This window comes from Brachybacterium fresconis, from assembly GCF_017876515.1.
GTDB lineage: Bacteria > Actinomycetota > Actinomycetes > Actinomycetales > Dermabacteraceae > Brachybacterium > Brachybacterium fresconis.
Genome location: NZ_JAGIOC010000001.1, coordinates 946658 through 971552, shown reverse-complemented (window position 1 = coordinate 971552; position 24895 = coordinate 946658). Strand labels below are relative to the sequence as shown.

General features: G+C 63.2%; 21 protein-coding genes and 2 pseudogenes. 17 read left to right on the top strand and 6 right to left on the bottom strand.

The window, feature by feature from the left end; genetic code table 11:
• Positions 1-22 precede the first annotated feature (22 nt).
• Positions 23-2239: an ATP-dependent DNA helicase gene (locus tag JOF44_RS04480; protein WP_342591663.1), complete on the top strand. Its 2217-nt coding sequence runs from the start codon at positions 23-25 to the stop codon at positions 2237-2239.
• A gap of 268 nt (positions 2240-2507) precedes the next feature.
• A pseudogene (locus JOF44_RS04475) lies at positions 2508-3407 on the top strand (Cmx/CmrA family chloramphenicol efflux MFS transporter); the annotation flags it as partial.
• Between the two features lie 5 nt (positions 3408-3412).
• Here JOF44_RS04475 and JOF44_RS04470 read toward each other — a convergent pair.
• Positions 3413-4701, bottom strand: a protein-coding gene (locus JOF44_RS04470) for an IS3 family transposase (protein ID WP_209886298.1) whose coding sequence is annotated in 2 segments (ribosomal slippage) — positions 3413-4428 and positions 4428-4701 — 1290 coding nt in all. Because the reading frame shifts where the segments join, the coding sequence is not laid out codon by codon here.
• 52 nt (positions 4702-4753) lie between these two features.
• Here JOF44_RS04470 and JOF44_RS04465 point away from each other — a divergent pair.
• A pseudogene (locus tag JOF44_RS04465) lies at positions 4754-5062 on the top strand (Cmx/CmrA family chloramphenicol efflux MFS transporter); the annotation flags it as partial.
• On the top strand, positions 5059-6063 hold the full coding sequence (locus tag JOF44_RS04460; protein WP_127362568.1) for an IS481 family transposase: 1005 nt from the start codon (positions 5059-5061) through the stop codon (positions 6061-6063). The pseudogene JOF44_RS04465 and the gene JOF44_RS04460, both read left to right, overlap by 4 nt.
• 329 nt (positions 6064-6392) lie before the next feature.
• On the opposite strand, the gene sigJ is transcribed toward JOF44_RS04460, so the two are convergent.
• Together sigJ and qcrB are read right to left on the bottom strand one after the other, a co-directional pair.
• A complete protein-coding gene (sigJ, locus tag JOF44_RS04455) occupies positions 6393-7316 on the bottom strand; it encodes an RNA polymerase sigma factor SigJ (RefSeq protein ID WP_101556088.1) in 924 nt (307 codons plus the stop codon).
• Between the two features lie 106 nt (positions 7317-7422).
• Entirely contained in the window at positions 7423-9114 is a 1692-nt protein-coding gene (gene qcrB, locus JOF44_RS04450) for a cytochrome bc1 complex cytochrome b subunit (protein WP_428830968.1), read from the bottom strand.
• 416 nt (positions 9115-9530) lie between these two features.
• Here qcrB and JOF44_RS04445 point away from each other — a divergent pair, with 416 nt between their 5' ends.
• The gene (locus JOF44_RS04445) at positions 9531-9905 is read left to right on the top strand and encodes a sigma factor (protein WP_245349181.1); all 375 of its coding nucleotides are present in this window, start codon (positions 9531-9533) and stop codon (positions 9903-9905) included.
• Positions 9906-9925: 20 nt separating this feature from the next.
• Here JOF44_RS04445 and JOF44_RS04440 read toward each other — a convergent pair whose 3' ends face one another.
• Together JOF44_RS04440 and JOF44_RS04435 are read right to left on the bottom strand one after the other, a co-directional pair.
• On the bottom strand, positions 9926-11056 hold the full coding sequence (locus tag JOF44_RS04440; RefSeq protein ID WP_096146477.1) for a winged helix DNA-binding domain-containing protein: 1131 nt from the start codon (positions 11054-11056) through the stop codon (positions 9926-9928).
• A gap of 81 nt (positions 11057-11137) precedes the next feature.
• A complete protein-coding gene (locus tag JOF44_RS04435; protein WP_096146476.1) occupies positions 11138-12127 on the bottom strand; it encodes a helix-turn-helix transcriptional regulator in 990 nt (329 codons plus the stop codon).
• A 119-nt stretch (positions 12128-12246) separates the two neighbouring features.
• Between JOF44_RS04435 and JOF44_RS04430 the strand changes: the two genes are divergently transcribed.
• The 11 genes from JOF44_RS04430 (at position 12247) to JOF44_RS04380 (ending at position 22822) form a co-directional block, all read left to right on the top strand.
• Positions 12247-13233 (top strand): ATP-binding cassette domain-containing protein, encoded by a 987-nt coding sequence (locus JOF44_RS04430; protein ID WP_209887839.1) that lies wholly within the window; start codon positions 12247-12249, stop codon positions 13231-13233.
• A 1-nt stretch (position 13234) separates the two neighbouring features.
• Complete coding sequence (locus JOF44_RS04425; RefSeq protein WP_096146474.1) at positions 13235-14026, top strand: ABC transporter permease; 792 nt, start codon at positions 13235-13237, stop codon at positions 14024-14026.
• Between the two features lie 31 nt (positions 14027-14057).
• Positions 14058-14891, top strand: a complete 834-nt coding sequence (locus JOF44_RS04420; RefSeq protein ID WP_096146473.1) for an SDR family oxidoreductase — start codon at positions 14058-14060, stop codon at positions 14889-14891.
• Positions 14892-15044: 153 nt separating this feature from the next.
• Entirely contained in the window at positions 15045-16178 is a 1134-nt protein-coding gene (locus JOF44_RS04415) for a site-specific integrase (RefSeq protein ID WP_240513740.1), read from the top strand.
• Positions 16175-17650, top strand: a complete 1476-nt coding sequence (locus tag JOF44_RS04410; RefSeq protein ID WP_240513739.1) for a tyrosine-type recombinase/integrase — start codon at positions 16175-16177, stop codon at positions 17648-17650. The genes JOF44_RS04415 and JOF44_RS04410 overlap by 4 nt, the downstream gene beginning before the upstream one ends.
• A complete protein-coding gene (locus JOF44_RS04405; protein ID WP_096146472.1) occupies positions 17650-18039 on the top strand; it encodes a DUF6262 family protein in 390 nt (129 codons plus the stop codon). Before JOF44_RS04410 ends, JOF44_RS04405 begins: the two co-directional genes overlap by 1 nt.
• A 243-nt stretch (positions 18040-18282) precedes the next feature.
• Positions 18283-18876, top strand: a complete 594-nt coding sequence (locus tag JOF44_RS04400; RefSeq protein ID WP_245348849.1) for a sigma factor-like helix-turn-helix DNA-binding protein — start codon at positions 18283-18285, stop codon at positions 18874-18876.
• Positions 18857-20074, top strand: a complete 1218-nt coding sequence (locus JOF44_RS04395; protein WP_281067118.1) for an FAD-dependent monooxygenase — start codon at positions 18857-18859, stop codon at positions 20072-20074. The genes JOF44_RS04400 and JOF44_RS04395 overlap by 20 nt, the downstream gene beginning before the upstream one ends.
• 5 nt (positions 20075-20079) lie before the next feature.
• Positions 20080-21723 carry a flavin-containing monooxygenase gene (locus tag JOF44_RS04390; protein ID WP_209887835.1) on the top strand — a complete coding sequence of 548 codons (1644 nt, stop codon included), beginning with the start codon at positions 20080-20082 and terminating at the stop codon, positions 21721-21723.
• Entirely contained in the window at positions 21710-22177 is a 468-nt protein-coding gene (locus JOF44_RS04385) for a PhzA/PhzB family protein (RefSeq protein WP_009883836.1), read from the top strand. The genes JOF44_RS04390 and JOF44_RS04385 overlap by 14 nt, the downstream gene beginning before the upstream one ends.
• 270 nt (positions 22178-22447) lie before the next feature.
• Positions 22448-22822, top strand: a complete 375-nt coding sequence (locus JOF44_RS04380; protein WP_209887465.1) for a VOC family protein — start codon at positions 22448-22450, stop codon at positions 22820-22822.
• Positions 22823-22831: 9 nt separating this feature from the next.
• Here the strand turns inward: JOF44_RS04380 and JOF44_RS04375 are convergent.
• Positions 22832-23753, bottom strand: a protein-coding gene (locus JOF44_RS04375) for an IS5 family transposase (RefSeq protein WP_377785326.1) whose coding sequence is annotated in 2 segments (ribosomal slippage) — positions 22832-23368 and positions 23370-23753 — 921 coding nt in all. Because the reading frame shifts where the segments join, the coding sequence is not laid out codon by codon here.
• Here JOF44_RS04375 and JOF44_RS04370 point away from each other — a divergent pair.
• Positions 23719-24894, top strand: coding sequence for a 3-deoxy-7-phosphoheptulonate synthase (locus tag JOF44_RS04370; protein WP_342591662.1), 1176 nt, complete (start codon positions 23719-23721; stop codon positions 24892-24894). The genes JOF44_RS04375 and JOF44_RS04370 overlap by 35 nt on opposite strands.
• The last annotated feature ends 1 nt before the right edge of the window (position 24895 follow it).

Below are 24895 nucleotides of genomic sequence, written 5' to 3'. Positions count from 1 at the left end.
ACACCTCACCAGTCTGCGGGTGGTGGAGGCCGAGACGCAGTTGCGTGACCGGCTCGAAGTGCAGGCACCGAACCGCGAGCCGCCCCGTCCCGACCTGACCGAGCTCGCCGCCGAGCACGGCCTCGATGCCGGGCAGGCCGAGGCTGCGGCCGCGGTCGCCTCCCCTGACCCGCTCGTCGTGGTTGAAGGGGCCGCCGGGTCCGGGAAGACCACCATGCTCGCCACCGCCATCGAAGCCCTCGACCACGACGGACGGTCGGTGCGGGTGGTCACCCCGACGAAGAAGGCCGCCCAAGTCGCAGCCGAGACCCTAAAGGTGCCAGCCGACAGTGTGGCTGCGCTCGTGTACGCGCACGGGTTCAGGTGGAACGACGACGGCGTCTGGACCCGCCTCAAGCCCGGCGACACCGACCCCACCACGGGCCAGACCTATATGGGTCCGCCGCAGGGTGCTCGGTTGGTGCGGGGTGAGCGGGTGATCGTGGACGAAGCAGGGATGCTCGACCAGGACACCGCGCTGGCCCTCCTCACCATCGTCCGCGAGTCTCGGGCGTCGGTGGCGCTGGTCGGCGACCGTGCCCAGCTGCCCGCGGTCGGGCGTGGCGGGGTGCTCGATATGGCCGCGCACATCCGCGGGGCAACTGTGGATATGAGCGAGCTGCACCGCTTCGACGACGAACACTATGCGGCCTTGACGTTGCGGATGCGCGACGGGAAGAACCCTGCGGCGATCTTCGACCAGTTGCACTCGCTCGGCTTGGTCCGGCTGCATGCCGACGATGACGCGCTGCGCGAGCACATCGCCGAGCACACGGCCCGCGAGGATGCTGTGACCGTGGCGACCAACGACGAGGCCACCGTCCTGAACGAGCGCATCCGCACCGTCCGCGTCGAAGCTGGCGAGGTCGACGACACCCGTACCGTGACCGGTTCTGATGGTCTGGCGATCGGTGTGGGTGATCTGGTGCAGGCGCGGCAGAATGATGCCGAGCTGCGGGTCGCGAACCGGCAGACCTTCACCATCCAAAGCGTCGACGAGGACGGTGCGGTCCACGCGATCGAGACCGGCACCGACCGCAAACACAGCGTCACGGTTGCCCTTCCGGCCGAGTACGTGGCCGAGCACGTGCATCTGGCCTACGCCTCCACCGCCTACGGCGTCCAAGGCGCGACCGTCGACAGTGCGCACACGGTGCTCTCAGACGCTCTCGACGCGGCAGCCGTCTATGTGGGCCTCACCCGTGGCAGCGGACGCAACGAACTCCACGTGATCGCTGCGGACCTCGCAGGGGCGAGGGCGCAGTTCGTGGAGGCGATGGGTCGCGACCGCGCCGACCGGGGCCTGACCGATGCCACCGCCCGCGCGAACGAGGCCATCGCCGGTCTGGTCAAGGACGGACCTATCTCGATGGTCTCGGAGGAGCTGGCGCGGCTCGACGGGCTGGCGGAGAAGGCGGAGCAGCGGGCCGCCTGGTGGGAGAACGTCGGCGACCAGCTCACTGGGCTGTCGGCCCGGCATCGGGATGAGACGGATGAGAGCACCAGCGCCCTCGCCACGGCAGAGGAGCACGCCACCACCGTGGGGGCCGACACTCTCGCACCCCTGGAGGCCCGCGCCGAAACCGAAGGCCAGGAATACCTTGACGCCGTGGGCGAGGAAGCCCAGGCCGCCGGACGGCTCGCGACGGCTGGCTGGTTCGGCAAGCGGCGCGCCCAGCGCGAGCACGACACCGCCCGCGAGCACACCCAGGCCCTGCGCGGTCGCCTGTCCTCGGAGTGGGGCACTCTCCCGCGGCATGGGGGCGACCTCGACGAGTGGGTGGATCGTGTCGCCGCTCAACGGGCCGAGGAGTCTCCCGAGGTGGTGGAGGCTGGCGAGGCCGTGGTCGAGGCGCGGCAGGCGCGTACCGGGTTGCAGGAGCGACAGCGCCGCGACCGGCTGACGCTATTGGCGCGCCTCCACGGGGTGGACAACGTCCGCCGTGACCCCGACCGCTACCTGCGCACGAGCCCCCGCAGGGAGGCGGCAAAGTGGAGGGCGTCGGCGGAAGAAGCGCGGGCCGACGCCGCCGAGCTTCGTGGCCTGCCGTCGGATCAGGCGGCGGATCTCATCGAGATCAAACGCGCCACCGCCGAAGCCCACGAGACAGCGCTCCGGGAACGGCAGCGGCAGCTCCCCGACGAGCAACACCCCGCCCGGAGCACTCCTCGCCGAGAGGGTCCAGCACGCGGTCTCTAGGTGTTGCGGGGCAGGACGTTGATGACGATGCCGCGGCGCGCGCAAAGGATGTGCAGTGTCGAGGGAGCGTAGGTAGGGTCACGTGCATGGCGTGCCCTGAATCAGACACTCAGGGGGCTTTCGGTCACACCGTCAGCCCCCAGACCTCCTGAGTCCTTAACCCGCCGCCTGCGCCTGTGCACTGAGCGGGCTCTTGGGCAGCTCCCTGGGCGCTGGCCGTCGTGACGAGACGTTTCCCTCTTTTCGTTCTCGTTCCTCGGAGCCCTCCATGCCCTTCGCCCTCTACCTGCTTGCCCTGGCTGTCTTTGCCATGGGCACATCTGAGTTCATGCTTGCTGGCCTCGTGCCAGACATCGCCGCCAGTGTCGGTGTCTCTGTCGGCACAGCTGGGTTACTCACCTCTGCCTTTGCGGTCGGGATGATTCTCGGTGCGCCCGCCATGGCAGCTCTCACCCGTCGGTGGCCCGCCCGGACCACCTTGCTCGGGTGCGTGGTCATCTTCGCTGCCTGTCACGTCGTCGCCGCCACTGCCGAGACCTTCTCCGTACTGTTCGCAACTCGTGTGGTTGCTGCGGTTGCCAACGCCGGTTTCCTGGCCGTTGCACTCAGCACCGCGACCCGCCTCGTGGCCCCCAGCCGGAAGGGCCGCGCTCTTGCCATCCTCCTCTCGGGCACCACGATCGCCATGGTCGCCGGTGTTCCCGCGGGGGCTCTACTTGGCACGGCGCTGGGATGGCGGGCCACGTTCTGGGCGGTAGCCTTCCTGTGCGTTCCTGCTGCAATCGGCATCCTCACCGGGATCCGTCCACAGCCGAGAGTCACGCAGGACGAAGCCAACGATGGCCCGTCTCTCGCCTTCGAGTTGGCGCAGCTCCGCGTGCCCCGTCTTTTCACGGCGATGCTGCTCGCTGCGCTGGTCAATGGCGGGACTTTCGCCGCGTTTACGTTCCTCGCGCCGGTCGTGACCGGGACAGCGGGTCTGGGCCAGGTGTGGGTACCGGTGGCTCTGGTGTTGTTCGGCATCGGGTCCTTCATGGGAGTCAGCATTGCCGGGCGACTGTCTGACCAGCACCCGCGAACGCTCCTCGTTGTGGCCGCGCCGCTCCTGCTAGTGGGGTGGCTGTTGCTCGCGGTGCTTGCTGGGCACTCTGAATCGGCCCAGGTTCTCTGCCGCTACTTTGCGGGTTCGGGCTCTCGGTCGAGGGCCTCGTAGTGGAGCGTCTCGAACTCTACCGGGGTGAGCATCCCGAGGGAGCCGTGGAGACGCCGGTTGTTGTACCAGTCGACCCAGCCGGCGGTCGCGAACTCGACGTCCGAGAGCGTCCGGAAGGGGCCGGCGTGGAAGACCGTGGTGCGGATGCACTCGGTCTTGTACAGGCCGTTCACGCCCTCCATGAGGGCGTTGTCATACGCGTCGCCGACGGTCCCGATCGACGGGGCAATGCCCTCGAGGTCGAGGTGCTCGGTGTACCGGACCGAGGTGTACTGGGACCCGGCATCGCTGTGCGCTACCAAAGATCCTGGTGGGACCGGGTTTCCGTCGCGGTCGCGCTGCCACAGTGCGATCCGCAGCGGAGTCATCACCAGGTCGGTGCGCATGCTGGAGCTGGCGTGCCAGCCCACGATCCGCTGGGCGAACACGTCCACGACGAACGCGACATAGACGAACCCCGCCCACGTCCGGACATACGTGAAATCGGTGACCCAGACCCGGTCCGGAGCCGGAGCCGTGAAGTCACGACTCAGCAGGTCACCGGCACGTTTCCCATCCGGATTAGGGATGGTGGTGCGCAGCTTCTTCACCCGCCGCACGCCCTCGAGGCCAAGGGTCCGCATGGCCCGGTCGACCGCGCCGCGGGAGGTGCCGGCGAGGCCTTCTTGGCGGCGGAGCAAGGCAACCCACTTCCGTCGCCCGTACAAGCCCTCCGGCGTCATCTGCACCTGCCCGGTGACCGGGTTGAACTTCCATGCAAGCTCGCGGACCTTGTCCTCGACCAGAGCGTCTGTGACGGTGCGAGCAGCGATGCGGGCCGGCCGTTTCCAGGCCCGGTAGGTGCGTGCAGCGATCTCCAGGCCCTGCTGGCGCAGGACGCGGAGGATCGACTCGACTGCATAGCCCTCGGCGCGCATCTCGTCGATGAAGGCGAGGATCAGCGGTTGCGGGGGTCGAGCTCCCCCGCGAAGAAAATTGAGGCCCGGCGGAGGATCTCGTTGTCCTCCCGCAATCGCTTGACCTCGGCCTTCAGTCGTTTGACCTCGGCGGATTCTTCGGTCGTGGTGCCGGGACGGGACCCGTCGTCGACCTCGGCCTGGGCCAGCCAGCGCCGCACGGACTCCCGCGAGACGCCCTCTTGGCGGGCGACCGCGGCCGTCGCCGCGGTCAGGGTGGGGTACTCCTGGGCGTGCTCGCGCACGAGCCGCACGCACCTCGCGCGCAGCTGGGGATCGATCTTCTTCGGCATGCTGTCCATCCTCTCGGACTCAAACAGCAGCGGCATCAAACCTGGGCCGATTCACTCAGTGCCGCTGCTCGTCCTGGTGTTCCTGCTGGGCATGCTGGCATTCGCTGTGGGAAGCACCATGATCGCTCGAGTGCTCTACGCAGCATCGGAAGCGCCCACCATGGGTGGTTCCTACGCGACTGCCGCTCTCAACATCGGGGCCGCTGCTGGTCCGGCGCTCGGAGCGGTAGCGCTCGAGAGCTCGAGCAACCTTGGTCCCGTGTGGGCAGCGACCGCGCTGACCGCTCTCGCACTCCTCGTGATGCTGCCCACGCTGCGCATGATCGCCCCGCGGGTACGGAATGTGGAGGCTGCCAAGTGACGCACGCTAATGCTCCGTTGAGCCTTGAAGGTCGACGCCGGCTCGTGAATCGGTGCCTGACCCGGCCGATCGCGCACGTAGCTGCCGAGATGGGCATCTCACGCGCGTGCGCTTCGAAGTGGGTCAACCGGTGGAGACGCCATGGCGAAGCCGGGCTCCAAGACCGTGCTTCGACGCCCCACCACAGCAGTACCGCGACAGCAGCCTGTGTCATCCAACAGATCGAGGTCTGGCGGCGAGAGCACAAGTGGTCCGCCCAGCGCATTGCCTACGAGCTCGCCGAGCTGGACGTCAGGATCAACCGGCGTACCGTCAGCCGACACCTGAGCCGACTCGGCCTTGGCCGACGCCGGTTCATCGACCCTGGCGGCGACACCAATCGCAAGCCAGGGAAGATCACCGCCCGCTGGCCCGGCCATATGGTGCACCTCGACGTGAAGAAGGTCGGCCGAATCCCTGACGGTGGCGGCTGGCGCATTCATGGGCGCAACAGCGACCAGGCTAGGACTGCGGGTCGCGCGAAGTCAGCTGGGGCGAAGCGGGGGTACACCTACCTGCACTCCGCCGTCGACGGATTCTCCCGACTCTCGTACACCGAGCCGCTGACCGACGAGAAGGGACCCACGGCGGCAGCGTTCCTCGCCCGAGCTAAGGCCTGGTTCGCCGCTCACGGGATCTCGCACATCCACCGCGTCATCACCGATAACGGTGCGTGCTACCGCTCGGCCGACTTCGCTCGAATCGTCGGCAACCGCACGCGACACCAGAAGACCAGGCCCTACACGCCCCGACACAACGGGAAGGTGGAGCGCTACCAGCGAATCCTGGCCGAGGAACTGCTATACGCCCGAGAGTTCGAGAGCGAAGAAGCCCGCGACACCGCGATCGGAATCTGGAATATCCACTACAACTACCACCGCCCCCATAGTGGAGCGGGCGGACATCCCCCAGCATCTCGGCTCCGTGCTGGCGTCACCAACGTCTGGCCCTCATACATCTAGGAGGCAGGCGGCTTGCCCCAGATGCGCCGCTTGGTCAGGTGCCACGCCCCGCACGACGGGCACTCATAGATCCGCAACGGACCGGCATAACGCGAGCGGCGCAACGCGACCCGCGCGGCGTCACCATAGTCTCCGTACTGACGTTTGCCGGTATCGAGACACAGTGCGCGGCTCTGAACGGCATGGTGCTTCTTCCGTCTGCGATGTCGGGCCATGTGCATCTCATTTTACAATTGAAGTACTCGTTTCCAGTCGCGCAGGGCTCCATGGAGATCTGAGAGAAGTGCGGCCTTGCGAACATTCTGGCGTCTGAGGACCGTGTACGCTCCTCACTCCCACGCTGCTAGCTTTTCCGGATTCCGCACGGCCCAGATATGATCCACCATTCCAGAACTCACATTCACAGAAATGACTGCGACGATCTTCCCCTCGGAGGTCGCCACCAGGCCAGCCTCTCCGTTGACAACCTGTTCCTCGATATGGAGGCCCGGTTGGCGGCCAAACGCGCCAATGAAGAAACGAGCCACTTCCTCCGGGCCATACAACGGCTCCAAAGCAGCAGAAACGAGCCCGCCACCATCGGTGACCGCCGTGACATTGGGGTCCAGCAACTTAATAAGCCCCCCAATGTCGCCTTCGCTCCAAGCGTTCTTGAATGAACGGACGACGGCAGCATGCTCTTCACTCGGCACGGCAATCTGGCGCGAATCTCGAATCCGCTTTCGTGCGGAAGACGCCAACTGACGGCAAGCTACCGGTGATCTTCCGACAATCTCAGCGACCTCTGCAAAAGTGAATCGAAAGACGTCATGCAGAACGAAAGCCACGCGTTCAGCTGGCGTCATCGACTCCAGCACGACTAAGAGGGCCATCGAGACGGACTCGTCCATACTTACTCGATCTGCTGGGTCGATCGAAGCTTGAGATGAGCTGCTTGTCCAGGCACTTGGATCGGGGATAGGTTCAGGGAGCCACTCGCCGACGTAAAGCTCTCGACGAACGCGCGCACTGCCGAGAAGATCGAAACAGATTCGGCTCGCGGTCGTAATTAGCCAAGCGCGTGGCGATCGCACGTCCTCGCGAGCAGAATCCTCAAGCCGATACCAGCGAATGTACGTGTCTTGAACAGCGTCTTCAGCATCGCTGAGCGACCCGAGGAGTCGATAGCACAGGCCGAGTAGGATACTGCGCTCTTCGACGGCGTCCCCAAGGCTCGGCGGCTCAGTCACAGCCGACTCAGTGGCGTCCGGCATGATCCCTCCTCCTCGCCACCGGCCAGCTCGAGCAGGCAAGGCGGCTCTTGATTGAGACTATACAGCGGGGGCAGACCACCCCCTACAGGTAAGACGAAGCACACGATCAGAGTGTGAGGTCTGCTCCACCAGAACGTCGAGCGGTGTCATCGCGCACAGGAGAACCGTCAGTCCGGGGGTTCTCAGAGGATTCCGTCGCTTGTGGCTCAGCAGATGAGTGACCGCGAAGCTCCCGAACCTCGTCAGGCGAAGGCGGAACGACACGATCCTCAAAGAACCTGCGAGAGAAGAACGCTCGCACCCTCTCCCTGATTCGAATCCGCCCAGACTCATCTGGCCGCGGATGCAGTGGAGAGGGAGACTCATAGTTGACAAGCTCCCATCGTTGGAACTCATCAACCGGTGCGTGTATCTCCTGGTATTCGCCGCTCGGTAGACGCACGATCCTCCCCGTTTCGAAACCGTGCAGTGCGATCTCCTTGTCCTTTCTCTGCAGGCCGAGGCAGATCCGTCGAGCGATACTGAAGCCAACGATGGGTCCGAGGAACAGTGACACCTGGAGCGCAAGAATGACGTCCTCGTTGCTGAGAGAAAAGTGCAAAGCGATGACGTCAGAACCGGCAGCTATCCATAGAACCGCGTAGAAGACGATTGCGGCAATGCCTATACCGGTACGTGCGGGTGCATTCCTGGGGCGGACCAGCAGATGATGATCGCGTTTATCGGCGGAAATCCACGATTCGATAAATGGGTACAGGATTGCAGCGACGAAGAACAACCCACATACGGCGACGGGAACGAGGATCGCAAGAGTGAGCGTATAGCCACTCAAGACGATCTCCCATCCTGGCGGTACGAGTCGCTGCGCCCCGTCCAGGAACGCGACAAACCAGAGAGCGCCGCCCCCGGCCGAAGCATTACCTGGGTCAGCGGGGCCATAGGTCCAGATCGGATTGATCGTCACAGTGGCGGCGATGAGGAACAGGATTCCAGACACCATGAGCATCAGACCGAATCGCTTGACTGTGGCGGGGGCGAGCGATTTCCCGACCACGTTGTTCTCGGACCTCCCTGGCAAAGGGAACTGAGTGGGCTTGTGACGGAATGTTTGAAAAGCGATGACAAGACCGAATAGGGCGATCAGTGCCGGAAGGATGAGGACGTGCATCGGGTACACCGTTGCTATCGCTCCGGATGGAAAGCTGCCTTGAAAGAAGAGTGATGAAAGAGTCGTACCAATCACTGGTATGGCCTTTAGGACGCCGTCGAGGACTGCAAGACTGCTGCCTGAGAGCATGTCATCCGGAAGGAAGTGCCCTGTCAGTCCCGCCATCATCGCCGTCATGAGGCAGCCGAACAGAGCTATCCAAGCTATTTCCCGCGGCTTGCGAAACTCGGCGGTAAAGAAGACTCGCAAGATCTGAAGAATCAGAGCTGCGATCATGAGCGATGCGCTCCAGGAATGCAGTTGGCGCATGAGCAACCCACCGCGGACCTCAAAGGACAGCTCCATGGTCGATGTGAATGCTCGCGAGGCTTCTACACCTCGTAACGGCTCATATGGGCCTTGGTACGTGACTGTTTCGACTGACGGGTCATAGAAGAACATCAGGAAGACGCCCGACAACATGCAGACGATGAATGACGCCAGGGCGATATGAATAAAGAAGAACGACCAATGATCGGGAAACACCCTGGTCCTAAGCTTTGCCAGCCAAGTGCTTGCTCCGACTCGCTTGTCTATCCAACTGCCGACCCGGTCGACGGCTCTCGTTCTCGGCGAATGTTCGCGTGGCACAAGTATCCCTTTCGTTGGCCCGTGGCACTTCAGCTGACCAACTAAGAGACGACGCGGCGCTGCGATCTGTGAGGCGGGACTCCCGCACTTCAGCGACTAAGGCGAGTCGCAACGCAGCCGGAGCGGGCGGTCCCGGGCCTCGGACTGCGACCGGCGGGACTGGCCCTTAGCACCGTCCTTGACCTGGTCCGTAGGGAGGCTTCGAAGCGACCGTCCCCCACCCAATGCCGCCGCGGGGAGCCGCGATGACCAGCGCACCTGACGTTTTGAACCGCTGCTCCGTCGAAGTGTTACCAGAGTCACACCAGACGGACCACACCGCCGAAGGAACCCGCACATGCAGACAGTAGTCCCGCATACCGCCAAGGATCAGACCACACCCGACTTCGGGTACGACGGAAGCACGAGTGATCGCCATGGTTCCCCGTGACAGCCACACCGAATCCGCCAGGTCTTTCCTCGAAGTCGTACAAGGCGAGCGGCTTCGCCTACTGTCCGTCGCCTACAACCTGCTCGGATCAGCATCTGACGCAGAAGACGCAGTACAAGAGGCCTATCTCCGCTGGTACCGCCAACCGCCGTCAGAGCGGAATGCGATCAAGACGCCGGGAGCTTGGCTCACCAAAGTCGTTACCCGAATTTGCCTCGACCAACTACGGTCGGCCCGCAAACGATCGTTATCTTGGGTCTTCTTGCGCGGAGAGCCTCTTGACCTGGGATTTTGTGTCGTGGATGCTGTCCGTGTGCAGGAGATTCGGTGTGGCGGTTATTCTTTGACACCCAAGCTTTGAGGTCGCGTGCTCCCTGAGCGTCACGGTTGCGCGCAGTGTATTCGAACGTCCGAGTTGATGTCTGGCTCGAGCCACTTGACGAACTCGTGGGCTTCGTTCTCTACGGCATCAAGGTCGTTTCTCGACAGGTGCTCACATAGCCGCGCTTCCAAAAGCGATGATTGCCTACCCTTTTTGTGTGCCCACATCCCCACGGTCTTTCCGTTGACGAGAATAGCTTGAAGTGTGGTCCCGTCGAGCATGCGTTGCATTTCGCTGTAGGCGGGGGTGATGAACCGACTTCGATCCTTATAGGCAAGGAGAAGGTTGTCGTAGTCGTAGAGGAACCGTACGGGGAGAGCTTCTCCGGTCTGAGGAGTTGGTCGCTCAATGGCGTTGAGGTCGTAGAGAGTCTGCCCACGATCGCTCTGCAGCTGGACGATACCTTCCTCGAGGTTTTCGAAGTGCGGTTTGCATTTGGTGAGTCCCGACCAAATCTGGAAGTCCATGATCGTGGCTGGGCCGAATGCGACCAGATACCTCAGAATCACCTCCTCAATGGAATGCCGTGGCTCAATCCGCTGACCGACCCACGTGTCTAGCGTCGTGTATGCGACCGGCCCGCTCTGCCCCCACTGCCCGCGAGGAGGGACCTGTACTAGCGGAAGCATGAACCGGGCGACCATCGCCAGAGAGCTTGGTCTTGTTTCGGGCCACTTTCGGCCGAGTGCTACGCCGAGTTCTTTCAGGGTGTAGGGCCGCTCCTCAAGGAGTGCCTGGGCGCGAACGGTTACGTCATCGACGCTCACATCTTTAAGGTCGCGACCGAAGCTGGATTTCATTGTACGTTGGTGGACGATCTGGGTATGGGATCGGAGTGTAGCAGCGTCTTCCGGAGTCATGAGGTGGATGGTTGCTCGCATCGCGGACATCCTCACAAGGCTGCGATCCTCGAGATGGCTGCTCACTGCTTCGGGATGCACGCCGTCAATACGTCTGAAGAATCCCGCGTACCACGACCATGGATTCTGTGCTTGAAGCCCTACGAGATGCTGGGTCAGTTCGATGGGCGAGAGCGGCGCCGGGGCAAGAAGATGCTGTCTATGCATTGTCAGATAGGAAAGCTCCCCCGCGCCGAGGGGTTGGACTCGCTCGGGCTGACGCTTAGTCATGTGTCGTAATGCTCCTTTTCAGAATCCGAAGTCGCCCGTCAGTGGGAGCTCTGCGTGCTCGTCGCCTTTCCCACGGTTCGATCAGGGGCGTCTTCCTCTCGTGGGTTCAGGGCGTTTGGTGGCGTTTGAGGCGTTGCGGAGCCGGTCTGCCCATTGGCGTAGGTGCTCGATGGCCTCGTGTGGCCCGTGCACTATGAAAGGAGCGTCGATGGCGCAGAGACAGAACGCAGCCCAGTCCAAAGATTCAGCTGCGAGGAAGAGGTCACAGGAGTCGTCGTCTCGCGATTCGACCACGCCATAATGTGCAATCTCCTCGCGGACGCGTTCGGCGGGCGCGTGCACAGTTGCGTGCACGCGATACCGAGCCGGCATCGAGCCGAGCTGGGAGCGGACGTAGTCGACCGGGTCATCGATCGGCAGGTGTCGAGGTGCGAATCGCTTCCCCGTTCGCCGCGCGTCGGTGATCCGGTCGACGCGGAATGTGCGCCAATCCCCACGGTCGATATCCCACGCGACGAGATAGAGACGGTTCTCGACGGTGACGACCTTATGAGGCTGAGCGGCTCGGAGGCTTCGCGGTGAGCGATTGCTCTCGTACGCGAACGTGAGGGTGTCCGAGTCTCGGCAGGCCAGTGCGACCGTGGTGAGCGCGGTGACGTCGGTGAGGGTGGCGCCCTCATTGCCGGCCTCTGCCGCGACGGTCGCCAGGCTGGAGATTCGGCCTCGGATGCGAGCTGGCAGGACTTGGACGATCTTGGCCATCGCACTGATCGCCGCGTCCGCTGGTACGGCGTGGTTGCCCGTCGCCACGCCCTTGAGACCCATGACGGTGGCAGCAGCCTCGTCCTCATTGAGCACCAATGGGGGCAACGCCGCGCCGGCACCGAGTTGATAGCCACCGCCCGTACCGCGGGTCGTGATGACCGGGTAGCCCAGCTCCTGCAGCCCGTCGACGTCTCGGCGCAGCGTGCGCTGACTCACGCCGAGTCGCCCCGCCAGCTCCCCGCCGCCCCAATGGCGGCGGGTCTGCAAGAGGCCTAGTAGCTCCAGAATGCGGGTGCTTGTCGTCACGCATACAGTCTATGCTCCTTGTGGACACATAATGGCCACAACGTACTCCACGATGGATTCAGCGGCGGAACACACTCCCGTGTGCCGCAGAACCTGCCCATCAGAGAACAGGAGTACGGGTGACTGTAGCGATAGAAGCGGAACGCTTGGTGAAGCGGTTCGGCGAGCAGACGGTGCTTGACGACCTCAGCTTCACCGTGGACGAGGGCACCGTCCTCGGGGTGCTCGGCCCCAACGGCTCGGGCAAGACCACGGCGGTGAAAGCGGTGACGGGTCTCTACCGCCTCGATAGCGGACAGGCAAGGATCTTCGGTCGGTCGGTGGTCCAAGACGCTAACGAGGTGAAGCAGTTCACGGGATTCTCTGGTCAGTATGCGGCCGTCGACGAAGACCTCTCCACGGCGGAGAACCTGGTGCTCGTCGGCCGTCTCTACGGACATTCGAAAGCAGACGCACGGCGTCGAGCTGACCAGCTCATCGACGCTTTCGACATGGGCTCCTATGCGCGCAAGCGCGTCGGTCAGCACTCCGGTGGCATGCGCAGGCGTGTCGATCTCGCGTGCGCCCTCGTCGGTGACCCCAGGGTTCTGGTGCTTGACGAACCCACGACCGGATTGGACCCGACGAGCAGGCAGGGCCTGTGGGAGATGATCAAGGAGCTTGTGGCAGGCGGCATGACTCTGCTGCTGACGACGCAGTACCTCGAAGAGGCCGACGTCCTCGCCGATCATGTCCTGGTCATCGCCGAGGGGAGACAGGTCGCGCTGGGAACCCCCGATGAGCTGAAGGGTCGTCTCGGCGGCGACCGCGTCCAGGTGGAACTGGCCTCGCCCGAGCAGGACGGGCGAGCAGCGGTGCACGCAGTGCAGGCACTGCTGAACGGCAGCGACGCGGATGTCACCGCGGGCGACGGTCATCTGACGTTCCGAACACCCGAAGCCGCACGGAAGCTCGTGCCGTGCGTCAACGCGCTGACCGAAGCGGGCGTGGCGATCGAAGGGATCTCGGTGCAACAGCCGACGCTCGATGACGTGTTCTTCGCCCTCACCCGGGATTCCGGCAGCCCTTCCGCCGCCGGTGTGGCGGTCGCCGAAAGGAGTGAGTGAGATGACCTCGGTGAACACACTCGGTGCGTTGACCCATCGCAACATCCTCAAGAGCCTTCGCAATCCCGACATCGTGGTATTCGCGACCGCAGCGCCCGTGGCGTTCGCCCTGCTGTTCGCGTTCGTCTTCGGCAGCGCGATGGAGATGAACGGAAGCGCCTACCGAGAGTACCTGCTCGTCGGAATCCTTGCGCAGACCATGCTCATGACCTCGACGAACACCGGCATCGGGCTCGCAATGGACAACAAACAGGGCATGATGGATCGCTTCCGCTCACTCCCCGTCAGGCCCGTCGCCGTCGTCACCGCCCGGGCCAACAGCGACCTGGTGATGAATCTCATCGTCATCGTTCTCCTGACGCTCGTCGGCCTCGCGATGGGCTGGCGCATCCGAACCGGGCCACTTGAGGCCGCAGCCGGGTTCGGGCTGCTGCTGCTCTTCGCCTACGCGCTCTCCTGGGTCTCCGCCTGGATCGGATTGAAGGTGCGCTCTCCCGAGGTGCTTTCGAACGTGTCGATGTTGATCCTGCTGCCCCTCGCGTTCATATCCACGGCATTCGTCCCGACCGAGGGCATGCCAGCACCGCTGCGGATCGCAGCCGAATGGAACCCCGTCTCCGCCGTCGTCACCGGCGTGCGCGAACTCTTCGGGAACGTGCCCGACGCGGCTCCCATCAGCAATGTCCTGCCGCTGCAGTACCCCGTGATCGCCGGCGTCGTGTGGAGTCTGTTGCTGCTCCTGATCTTCGTGCCGCTGGCAACCCGCTCATACGTCAACTCGCACATCCGCTAACCCAACCAACCGAATTAACCAGGAGGAACTCATGACCATTCTCATCACCGGCGCAACCGGCACTGTCGGAGGCCACATCGTTCAGCACCTGCTCGACCTGGGCGCCGCAGTCCGCTGCCTCACGCGAAACCCCGCTAACGCGTCATTTCCCGACGGCGTTGAGGTCGTGCAAGGCGACTTGCGAGACCCTGGCACCCTCGGCCCAGCCCTTGACGGCGTGACGGCGGCACACCTCATCACCTTCGCCGGCGACGACTACGCCCCCATCACGGAGGGCGAGGCAATCGTCGCCCGACTCCAGGAGGCGGGTGCTGCCCGAGTCACCATGCTCACCGGCGACACCGAAGCGTCGCCGATCGAGAAGGCCGTCGCCGCCAGCTCGCTCGAATGGACCTCGCTCGCCCCGGTCGAGTTCATGGCCAACATGCTCGAATGGGTCGACGGGTTCCGCGCCGGGCGGATCGAAGAGGGATTCGTCGACGTGCCCAGCACCGTCGTCCACGAGTCCGACATCGCGCGCGTCGCCGCCCACGTCCTGGTCGACGGAGGCCACCACAAGGAGACGCTGTGGATCACCGGCCCAGAGGCGCTCACCGTCCGCGAACGGGTCGACGTTATTCAGGATGTCACCGGTAAGGCTGTCGACCTTATCCCGCTCCGCACCGAGGACGTGCAGGGGCAGTGGCGGTCATACGGCTTCTCCGAGGACGACATCGACTTCATGACGCAGATGAAGACCAATCCTCCCGAGGCCGCGAAAATCCCGCAAGAGACAGTACGACGAGTAACTGGTCAAGATGCCCGGACCTTTCGCGACTGGGTAATTGAACACAAGACTGCTCTGCTCGGTGAGCACCGCTCATGAGCCCCAACCAAACTGCCGGAAATTCCTTGAACACCGCATACACATGCCGGCGGCGGCCATCAGTGCAACCTTCGGCACTCCCTTCCAAGCACCGGCGATCTGGCAACAAGCCCACTCCGGGAACGGTCGAGGCCACTTTCAATCGAATACCACATGTTGAATTCGCAGGCGAATGACTTGACCGTGCAGCGCGTGCTTTCCCCGGTCGATGGCGTGGAGTCATGGACGGTGCTGGGTGGGGATGGTGCACCGGTCGCTCCGATCGAGCGGTATCTGGCGTACTTGACGCAGATCGAGCGGTCGCCGAACACGGTCAAGGCCTACGCCCATGATTTGAAGGACTGGTTCGTGTTCCTCGGCGCCCAGACCATGGATTGGCGTGAGGTGCGATTGGAGGACGTCGCCGAGTTCGTCGCCTGGTTGCGCCGCCCACCGCAGCTGCGCGATGGGACGGTACTCGTCCTGCCGTCGGTGGAGCACCACTGCACCGGGTCGACGGTCAACCGCAAGCTCTCCGCGGTGAGCGCGTTCTATCAGCACGCGGCGCGCCACGGCGTCGACCTCGGGGAGCTGTTGAGGACGTGGCAGTCGGTCGGCGGCCGGGGCTCGGGGTGGAAGCCGTTCTTGCACCACATCAGCAAGGGAACCCCAAATCCGCGGCGTGCCGTAGTGCTGAGCACGCAGCGCAAGCTTCCCCGTGTGCTCGCCGCCGCCGAGGCGCAGACGATCCTCGATGGCTGTGATCATCTGCGGGATAGGTTCCTCTTCGCGGTGCTGTTCGACACCGGGATGCGGATCGGGGAAGCGCTGGGGCTGCGGCACGAAGACATCGCCGCTGCCGAGTCCCAGATCACGGTGCGGTCGCGGGTCAATGACAACGGCGCCCGCTCGAAGTCGCGCAGCCAGCGGACGATCCCGGTCAGCGCCGAGCTGGTCCGGCTCTACGCCGACTACCTTCACCTGGAGTACGGCGATCTGGACTCCGACTACGTCTTCGTGAACCTGTGGGGCCGACCGCATGGCCGCCCGTTGACCTACACGGCCGTCCATGACCTGGTGAAGCGGCTGCGCCGGCGCACCGGGATCGACTTCGATCCACACTGGTACCGCCACACCGCCGCGACCCGGATGCTGCGCGACGGTGTGCCGATCGAGGTGGTCTCCAAGCTCCTGGGCCACGCTGACATCACCACCACCGCGGCCGTCTACGGGCACCTGAGCGCCGAGGACGCCCGCAAGGCGCTGGAGGCAGCGGGATGGTTCACCGACCGGGAGGTACGCCTGTGAGCACGCCCAGCCCGTTGGTGCCCAAACAGCCATCGAGGAACGGGCGCGAGCAACGACGGACGCCCCGTCAAGCCAGTGCCTGGGACGCTGAGTACGGCAGGGACGTCTGGCGGCTGCGTGAGCTCGGCATTAATGATCGGCGGCTCGCCCGGATCACCTTCGAGGACATCCCGCAGCCCTGGCTGAAGGCCTTGGCTAAACGCTGGGCCCGGTGGCGCCTGGCCTCGGGCCTCGGTGTGGTCAGCGTCTCCTCCGGCACACGGGCGATCACGCACTTCGGGCAGTTCCTCGCGGACACGGCACCTGCCGTCCAGGGCCAGGCAGACCTGGGCCGGGAGGTGCTGGAGCGGTACCTCGCTGACCTGCATGCACGGTTTTCAGGCACCGTGAAGCACCGCATGCTGATCGGCCAACTGAACCTGTTCTTCACCACCATCCGGCAGCACGGCTGGGACGACTCCCTGCCTTCGACGGTGATGTTCTTCAGTGAGGACTTCCCCAAGGAAGCCATCCGGCAACCGCGCGCGCTGAGCGAAACAGTAATGGCGCAGCTGGAGAACCCGGACAACCTCGCCAAATGGAACAACCCGACCTACGAACTGATCACGCTGATCTTGATGGGCTGCGGGCTGCGCATCACCGACACCGTCCGCCTGCCGACCGACTGCATCGTCTACGACGGCGAGGGGGCACCCTACCTGCGCTACCTCAATCACAAGATGAAGCGCGAAGCCCTCGTGCCCATCGACGCTGAACTTGCCGAGGCCATCGCTGCTCAGCGACACCGCCTTCACGCTCGGTGGCCAGGCGGAGCGCCGGTGCTCTTCCCGCGAGTCACGCACAACGACGACGGCCAGGAGCCTCTCGGTGACGGGGTCTACCGCAAGGCGCTGCACCGCTGGCTCAAGCGCTGCGATGTCCGTGACGAACATGGGCAACCGGTTCGCGTCGTCCCGCACAGCTTCCGGCACACGCTGGGCACCAGGCTGATCAACCGCGACGTCCCCCAAGAAGTGGTCCGGCGGATTCTCGACCACGACTCCCACGTCATGACCGCCCACTATGCCCGCCTCAGTGACACCACGATCCGCCGGCACTGGGAAGCCGCGCGGAAGATCAACATCAAGGGCGAGACCGTCACCCTCGACCCGGACGGACAGTTGGCCGAGGCGGCCTGGGCCAAACAGCGAGTCGGACGAGCCACCCAGGCCCTGCCCAACGGCTTCTGCGGACTGCCGGTCCAGCAGTCCTGCCCGCACGCGAACGCATGCCTGAGCTGCCCGATGTTCATCACCACATCCGAGTTCCTGCCCGAACACCGCCAGCACCGTCAGCAGACCGTGGAGATCATCACCGCTGCCGAGGCCCATGGCCAGCAACGACTGATCGAGATGAACCAGCAGGTCCTGGGAAACCTCGACCAGATCATCACCGCCTTGGAGGACGACCAGAGCGGCGAGGCAAGCACCTGATGCATGCCGATAACAGCCACTACCTGATCGCCGCCGCCCAGCGGCGCCACGAGACCACCCATGCCAAGGCCACCCAGGCCCTTCGCGACCTCGACCGCGAGGGCGGCCCGGTCACCTTCCAGATCGTCGCGCAGAAGGCGCAGGTCTCACGGTCGTGGCTCTACACCCAGCCCGACCTCTGCGCCGAAATCCGAGGACTCCGCGACTCCCAGCAAGGTGCAGCCGGTGCACCACTCCCGGCATCGCAACGCTCCACCGACGCCTCCCTGCTACGCCGCCTCGAAGTCGCCAACGCGCGCGTCCGAGACCTCACCGCCGAGAACCAGCGACTCCGGAAACAACTGGAACACGCCCTCGGGCGACTACGGGCATCGAAGCCGGAGCGGTAAGGGAGACACGTTGCCTGATGGACAGCCCGAGATAACGATGTCCACCAGGAAGAGTGCCGATGCGCTGGGTCTCGTGCTGGACGTCACGAACACCTCTGATCGCACCCCAGATAACGACGCGAAGTATACGTTGGCGAGTGGCTTCCCGAGCCGATCCCTGCCTTCGATGTCAGAGTTGCCGAACCTTCGGGGACCACATCCGCCGACCCTGCCGACCGCATATCACTTGATGAGTCGGTTTCCATGGCGCTCCTGATCGTCCTCGACAAGATGTCACCCGCCGAACGCGTCAGCTTCGTCCTGCATGACGTGTTCCAATACTCCTTCGCCGAGATCGCGGAAATCGTCGGGCGTACCCCTCATGCGTGCCGCCAACTCGCTTCGTCAGCGAGGAAACGAGCAAAGAGCGCCACCTCTGGACGCGTCGAACAGGACGAACATCGGCGTGTTAACCAAGCTTTCAAAGAGGCATGGCAGCAAGGCAGTCTCACGAAGCTTCTTAACGTACTCGATCCGAGCGTTACCGCCGTCACAGATGGGGGGGGGGGGGGGGGAATCGTGAGCGCAGCAATTGACCCAATGGTCGGTGCAGAGCAAGTCGCCGCCTTCTTCAAGGCAGTCATGATCAAGCAACCCGACCTGATCGTCTCCGAGGCTGTCGTCAACTATCAGCCCGGCTTGATCGGGTCGTCGCATGGGCGCGTGATTGCTGTCGTAGCCACGCAGATCACTGGGACCCGAATTAGCAACATCTGGGCCGTTAGAAACCCCGAGAAGCTCCACCTCTGGCACAACGAACTCTCTGAAGGTGAGCCTCATGTCTTGCGCATTGCCTGAAAAAGCAACTCGAATCGCAATAGTGGGAGCCGGTATCGGCGGACTCATGCTCGCGGCTTCCCTCGGCGAGGACTACCAGATCGACCTCTTCGATCATCGGAGCTCGCTGAACGGTGACGGCTACGGACTCAACATCCAGCCTATTGCAGTAACGGAACTCGCTGGCCTCGGGCTCCTGTCTCGCTTGTGCAGCCTCGGAATACAGACTCGCGCACACCGGTACCTATCCTCAGACGGACAACAGATCATGGAAGAACCTCGGGGACGGTTCGCTGGGGAAGAGATGCCCCAACTATCGATCCTCCGACACGATCTGGTTTCGATCCTGCTCGCCCAGCTGCCCGGTAGTTGCCGGATACACACGAGCGCCACGATCACGATCGAAGACTTAGAACGGTGGGATAGGCAATCTCCTGCACCATATGACCTCATCGTTGGAGCGGACGGCATCAACTCCGTCACCCGTACCTACACCGTAGGAGCCACCGCGCTTCACGATGGCGGCATGACTCTCTATCGCGGAGTCGCGGACTTCCCCAAGATGCTCGACGGAGAGACCTTCATCCTCGTCACAGCCGACGATGGCTGTCGACTCATCGCCTACCCGGTCTCCGCGCCCATTGCTAGAAGCGGATCGAGCCGGATCAACTGGGTGCTCCTCGTCCCTGACAGAGTCTACGAGGGACAAACTCCGGTCCTCGGCGAGAGCCAAGAAGCCGTGCGGCGCATACTGGGGCCCCTGATCGGAAACTGGACCCTCGACTTCCTGGACATCGAAGCGATGATCGAGAAGTCCCCGACTATCAAGTCGGACCGCCTCCGTGACCGTGACCCGATCAATCAGTGGTCCCGCTCACGAGTCGTATTACTTGGCGACGCGGCACACCCGATGTACCCCATTGGGGCACAGGGTGCCTCGCAAACTATCGTCGACGCCGCCTGTCTTGCCGGGGCAATCAAGACCGAAGCCGACCCATTCATCGCCATTGGGGAGTTCGTGTCCGCCAGGCTTCCTCAGACCAACAACGTCGTGCTCGCGAATCGAAAGATGAACCGCGAAGAACTCGAACATGTCGGCACCGCCAGTAGCACCCGATCCGAAAAGTTTCGAACCACAACCTCGAACTATCGCCAAGCTGTCCGCGATAGAACTCGGCCGCACTCAAGCAGCGTCGGCCACAACACCATCGAAAGGTAACCGACGTGAGCTATCTGAAGTGCGACGTAATCATCATTGGAGCCGGAGTCTCAGGGATCTATGCGGCTCATAAGCTCTCCAACGACCTCGGTCTCGACGTTGTCGGCATCGAGAAGGGCAGCGATGCGGGAGGAACCTGGTACTGGAACAGATACCCAGGAGTCCAGGCTGACACGGATAGCCATGTCTATCGGTACTCCGGTGATCCGACCGTATCGCCCTCCTGGGATCGCGCCGCGCGATATCAGAAGGGCAGTCAGATTCGTGACTATCTTCAGGATTTCATGAAGCGGCATGACTTGGACAAGATCTTCCACTTCGAGACGACCGCAACTACGGCTGACTTCAAAGAAGAGCAAGCACGGTGGGAAGTGCGGACGGACAGAGGCCAGACGTTCTCGGCTCGGTATCTCATCGGAGCCGCCGGCGTCCTCTCGAAGCCGGTCCTCCCCAACATCCCCGGCCTTGCATCGTTCACCGGGCGGACCATCCACACGGCTCGATGGCCTGAAGGCGTGAGTCTCGCCGGAGCAAGAGTCGCGGTGTTTGGCACCGGTTCAACTGGTTGTCAGCTCATCGCCAATGCAGCGACCGAGGTCGAAGAGATGGTCGTCTTCCAACGCACAGCCCAGTACGTCGTCCCGGCGGGGCAACGACGGTGGACCGACAGCGAATCTCACCACTATGAAGAGTCCTTCGCCGAACTCTGGGATGCCTGGCGGCTGACGAGACTTGCGTGCGGTTTCGAGGAGCCACAAACCGGGGCGCAAGATGTCGATGAGAAGACGCGAGAAGAAGTCTTTGAGAAGGCCTGGGAGGAAGGCGGAGGCTTCAATTTTATGTTCGGGACGTTCTCCGATCTTGCGTTCAATCGCGTCTCCAACAACGCCGCCGCTGACTTCATCAAGCAGAAGATCAACGTCATCGTCAGGGACAGCGACACGGTGAAGGATCTGACTCCCACCGAGCCGTACGCCAGGCGCCCCGTCGCTGTAGACAACTACTACGAGACCTTCAACCGCGAGAACGTATCCCTGGTGAACACCAGACGGAACCCTATCCGATCCGTTACGCCGCACGGAATCACCCTCGACGACGGACGCTTCTTCGAAGTCGATGTCATCGTGTTCGCCACCGGGTTCGAGGCAGTAGACGGGGCATACCGCGATTTCCACGTCCAAGGGCGAGAAGGCACGAACCTGCTCGAACACTGGGGCGATGCTCCTTCGTCGTACCTAGGGATTGCTACGCCGAAGTTCCCGAACTTCTTCACCGTACTTGGACCTTTGGGGGTCTTTTCGAACTTGCCGCCAGGCATCGAGGCACAGGTCGATTTCATCGCAGAGGTGATCGCGGTAGCCGACTCTACCGAGGCCGCCACCGTCGAAGTACATCCAGACGCTGTGAATCGTTGGGCGGTTGAGTCCACGGAGATGGCCCAGGGCTCCGTTTTCGCCGAAGTTAAATCGTGGATCTTTGGGTCAAATGTTCACACCGACAGCCCCCGAGCACTCTTCTACTTCGGCGGCCTCGGCTCATACCGCCAACGTCTTCGCAACGAGATCGACAATCGACTTCCAAGTTTCCAGCTGTCCACCCGGTCTCGGCTGACTCAACAGAGAGAAGGAGCACACCATGTCCATCAGTGAGAACGATGACCTCCGCAATAAGAACCTCCAAACCGTCGAACGGTACATGCATACCAAAGGCGAGGACCGATATGACCGACACAACCTGTTTGTCGAGGAAGGGATCGGGGGCCTCTGGACCACCGAATCGGGACAAGCAATCGAGATCCGAGGCAAGTCGGCGCTTGAGCGGCATGCGCACTGGTCGCTCCAGTGCTTCCCTGACTGGGAGTGGTACAACATCACAGTCCACCCTGAGACCGATCCCAACCATTTCTGGGTCGAATGCGATGGTCACGGTGCCATCCGGTTCGAGGGGTATGACGAGGGATACTACGAAAACCACTTCCTGTTTTCGTTCGAGATGGACGGCGGCCTGATCGTCCGGTGCCGCGAATTCATGAACCCGATCTTGCAGCTCAAGGCCCTCGGCCTCCCGGTGCCGCGAATTGAACGCAAAGGCATCCCCCAGTAATGACTACGCCGACCAGAAACCACACGCATCAGTCCACTCTCACTCAATACTCCTCCGCAGCGCATCAGCCCACATGGCCCCAACCGCACCTAGGGCGTGTCTCCCATAGGGCGTAATCAGATCGGTGCTGCGCCACGTTGTTGGCGTCAGACGTGCACAACGCTGTCGTCGCGATCGTGAACGAGTTCTGGGACGCATCGCGAATAGTTTCGTGACGTCGGTACGGTTGATGCCTTGCTAAGCGGCGGGCAGGAGCCGTACTGTCATGCCATGATCACTCACATAGCGTCTGCGATCCTGTATGTGACCGACCAGGATGAGAGTCTCGCCTTCTACCGAGACGTTCTGGGATTTGAAGTCATCACCGATGCCGACATGGGCGGCGGAGCTCGCTGGCTGGAAGTGCGCCCGGCCGGTGCACAGACCGCCATCGTCCTATTGGCTGCTGCAGCTTTTGGCCGGTCTCCAGGGGAAGGTGCGAATCTGACTTTCGCCAGCAGCGACATCGCCACGACCATCGAAGTTCTGCACTCTCGCGGAGCAGAGGTTTCAGAACCGGTCGAAGAGCCGTGGGGTACTTATGCGACCGTCGTCGGTCCGGACGACCATAGGGTGCAGTTCAACGAACGACGCAAGCACATATAGGGCTCTACTCTACCCCGTGGCGCGTAGCCAGGTCATGATGGCGCAGAGGGTGACGGCGGCGCGGTAGGTTATCGCGAGTTTGTCGTAGCGGGTGGCAAGGCCTCGCCATTGCTTGGCCAGGGCGAAGGATCGTTCGATGACGTTGCGGCCCTTGTACAAGCCGGCGTCGAACGCCGGAGGCCGGCCACCGGCGCTGCCGCGGCGGGCGCGGGCGGCGATCGTGTCCCGCTTTTCCGGGATCACGGCGGTGATCCTGCGACGCCGTAGTTCGCGGCGCAGCGCGCCATTCGAATAGGCCCGATCGGCGAGCACCGCATCCGGCCGAGAGCGCGGCCGACCCCGCCCCCGGCGAGGCACGTGTATTTCGGCCAAGACCTCGTGGAGCATCGCGCCGTCGTTGCGCTGACCGCCGGTGACCACCGACGCCAGCGGCCGGCCATGCCCGTCGACGGCACTGTGGATCTTCGTGGTCAACCCGCCGCGCGACCGCCCGATGCCGTGGCCTGCGGGTTCACACTCGCTGGCCGGCAGGTTCCTGTGATTCGACCGTGCCCCCTGTGTCCTGGTCGAGACGGCTGGTGTTCGTCGCGTGCTGGTGGGCACGGCAGATGGTCGCGTCGACCGACACATCCCAGTCGATCATCCCGGCAGCGTCTGCGTCGGCGAGGATGCGCTGCAGGATCCGGTCCCAGGTGCCGTCCGCGGCATAGCGAGCATGGCGCTTCCAGACCGTCTGCCACGGACCGAACTCGTCCCGCGGCAGGTCCCGCCACGGGATGCCCGTCCGGTAGCGGTAGACGATCGCTTCGACGATTCTGCGATTGTCGCGAAACGGATGCCCCTGCCGACCGGCGTTGGACGGCAGCAGCGGCTCGATCCGTTCCCACTGCTCGTCGGTGAACTGGCGGAACCTCGACGTCGTTCGTGCCATACGGTCACGATCTCGCAGCCTGCCGCTCACCTATGGGAGACACGCCCTAGTCGAGCAGGTGCGGCACCGGCTGGAGGCGGCCCAGTCCCTCGTGACCGCAGAGGAAATCGAGGAGCTGCGAGTCTGTCTGGCAGTTGTCGCCAGCGGCCACGCAACCGTCGTTCAGCTTGGCGACTGCGCTGAGCCGTTCGTCGAGCTATCACCGCAGGCCGTCGACCGGAAGCTGGACTTCATAGATGAAGCCGCTGACCTGGTCGCTGGAGCCACCGGCCAGGGGGTGATCGCTATCGGTCGGGTCGCGGGTCAGTTCGCGAAGCCCCGCAGCAATCCGACCGAGACCGTCGCCGGACAAGACATTCCAACGTACATGGGCGACGCAGTCAACGGGCCTGGACCAACTCCTGAAGAACGCGAGCCGGACCCGTTCCGGCTCTTGAGAGGTCATCGTTTGGCCCAGCGGGCGACGGAGGCCATACGTCACCACAACAGCACGACCGGACGAAAAATCTGGACGAGCCATGAGGCGCTGCTGATGGACTACGAACACCCGCAGGTTCGATTCCAGGGCCATGATCGTTACCTGACATCGACGCACTGGCCCTGGATAGGTAACCGTACCCGGCAGCTCGACGGTGCCCACTTATCGCTCATGGAGGTCATTCGCAATCCGGTGTCTTGCAAGATTGGACCAGGTGTATCAACGAGCGAAGCTGAGCGGCTTGTCAGGACCCTTAATCCGCATAACGAAAAGGGGCGCCTCTCGCTCATTGCGCGATTCGGTCGTTCACGGATCAGAGATGACTTTCCTGCCATCGTCTCGGCACTATGCACCGCCGGCCTTGAATTTAATTGGATGGTGGATCCTCTTCACGGCAACACGAGAAGTGCTGATGATGGAGCCAAGACACGACTGATACCTGATGTCCTGGACGAGGTCACCGCCTTCAACGAAATTCTCAAGACCTTTGACCTCCACTCCGCGGGTATCCATCTGGAAGCCACCGGAGACTATGGGATCGAAGAGTGCACCACGAGCGTCGATAGCCGACGTGGGCCTAACAGCTACCGGAGCCTCTGCGACCCGCGTCTCAATCGAATCCAAACTGCCGAAGTCCTAACCGCTTGGACGGAGGGCCGCTGAC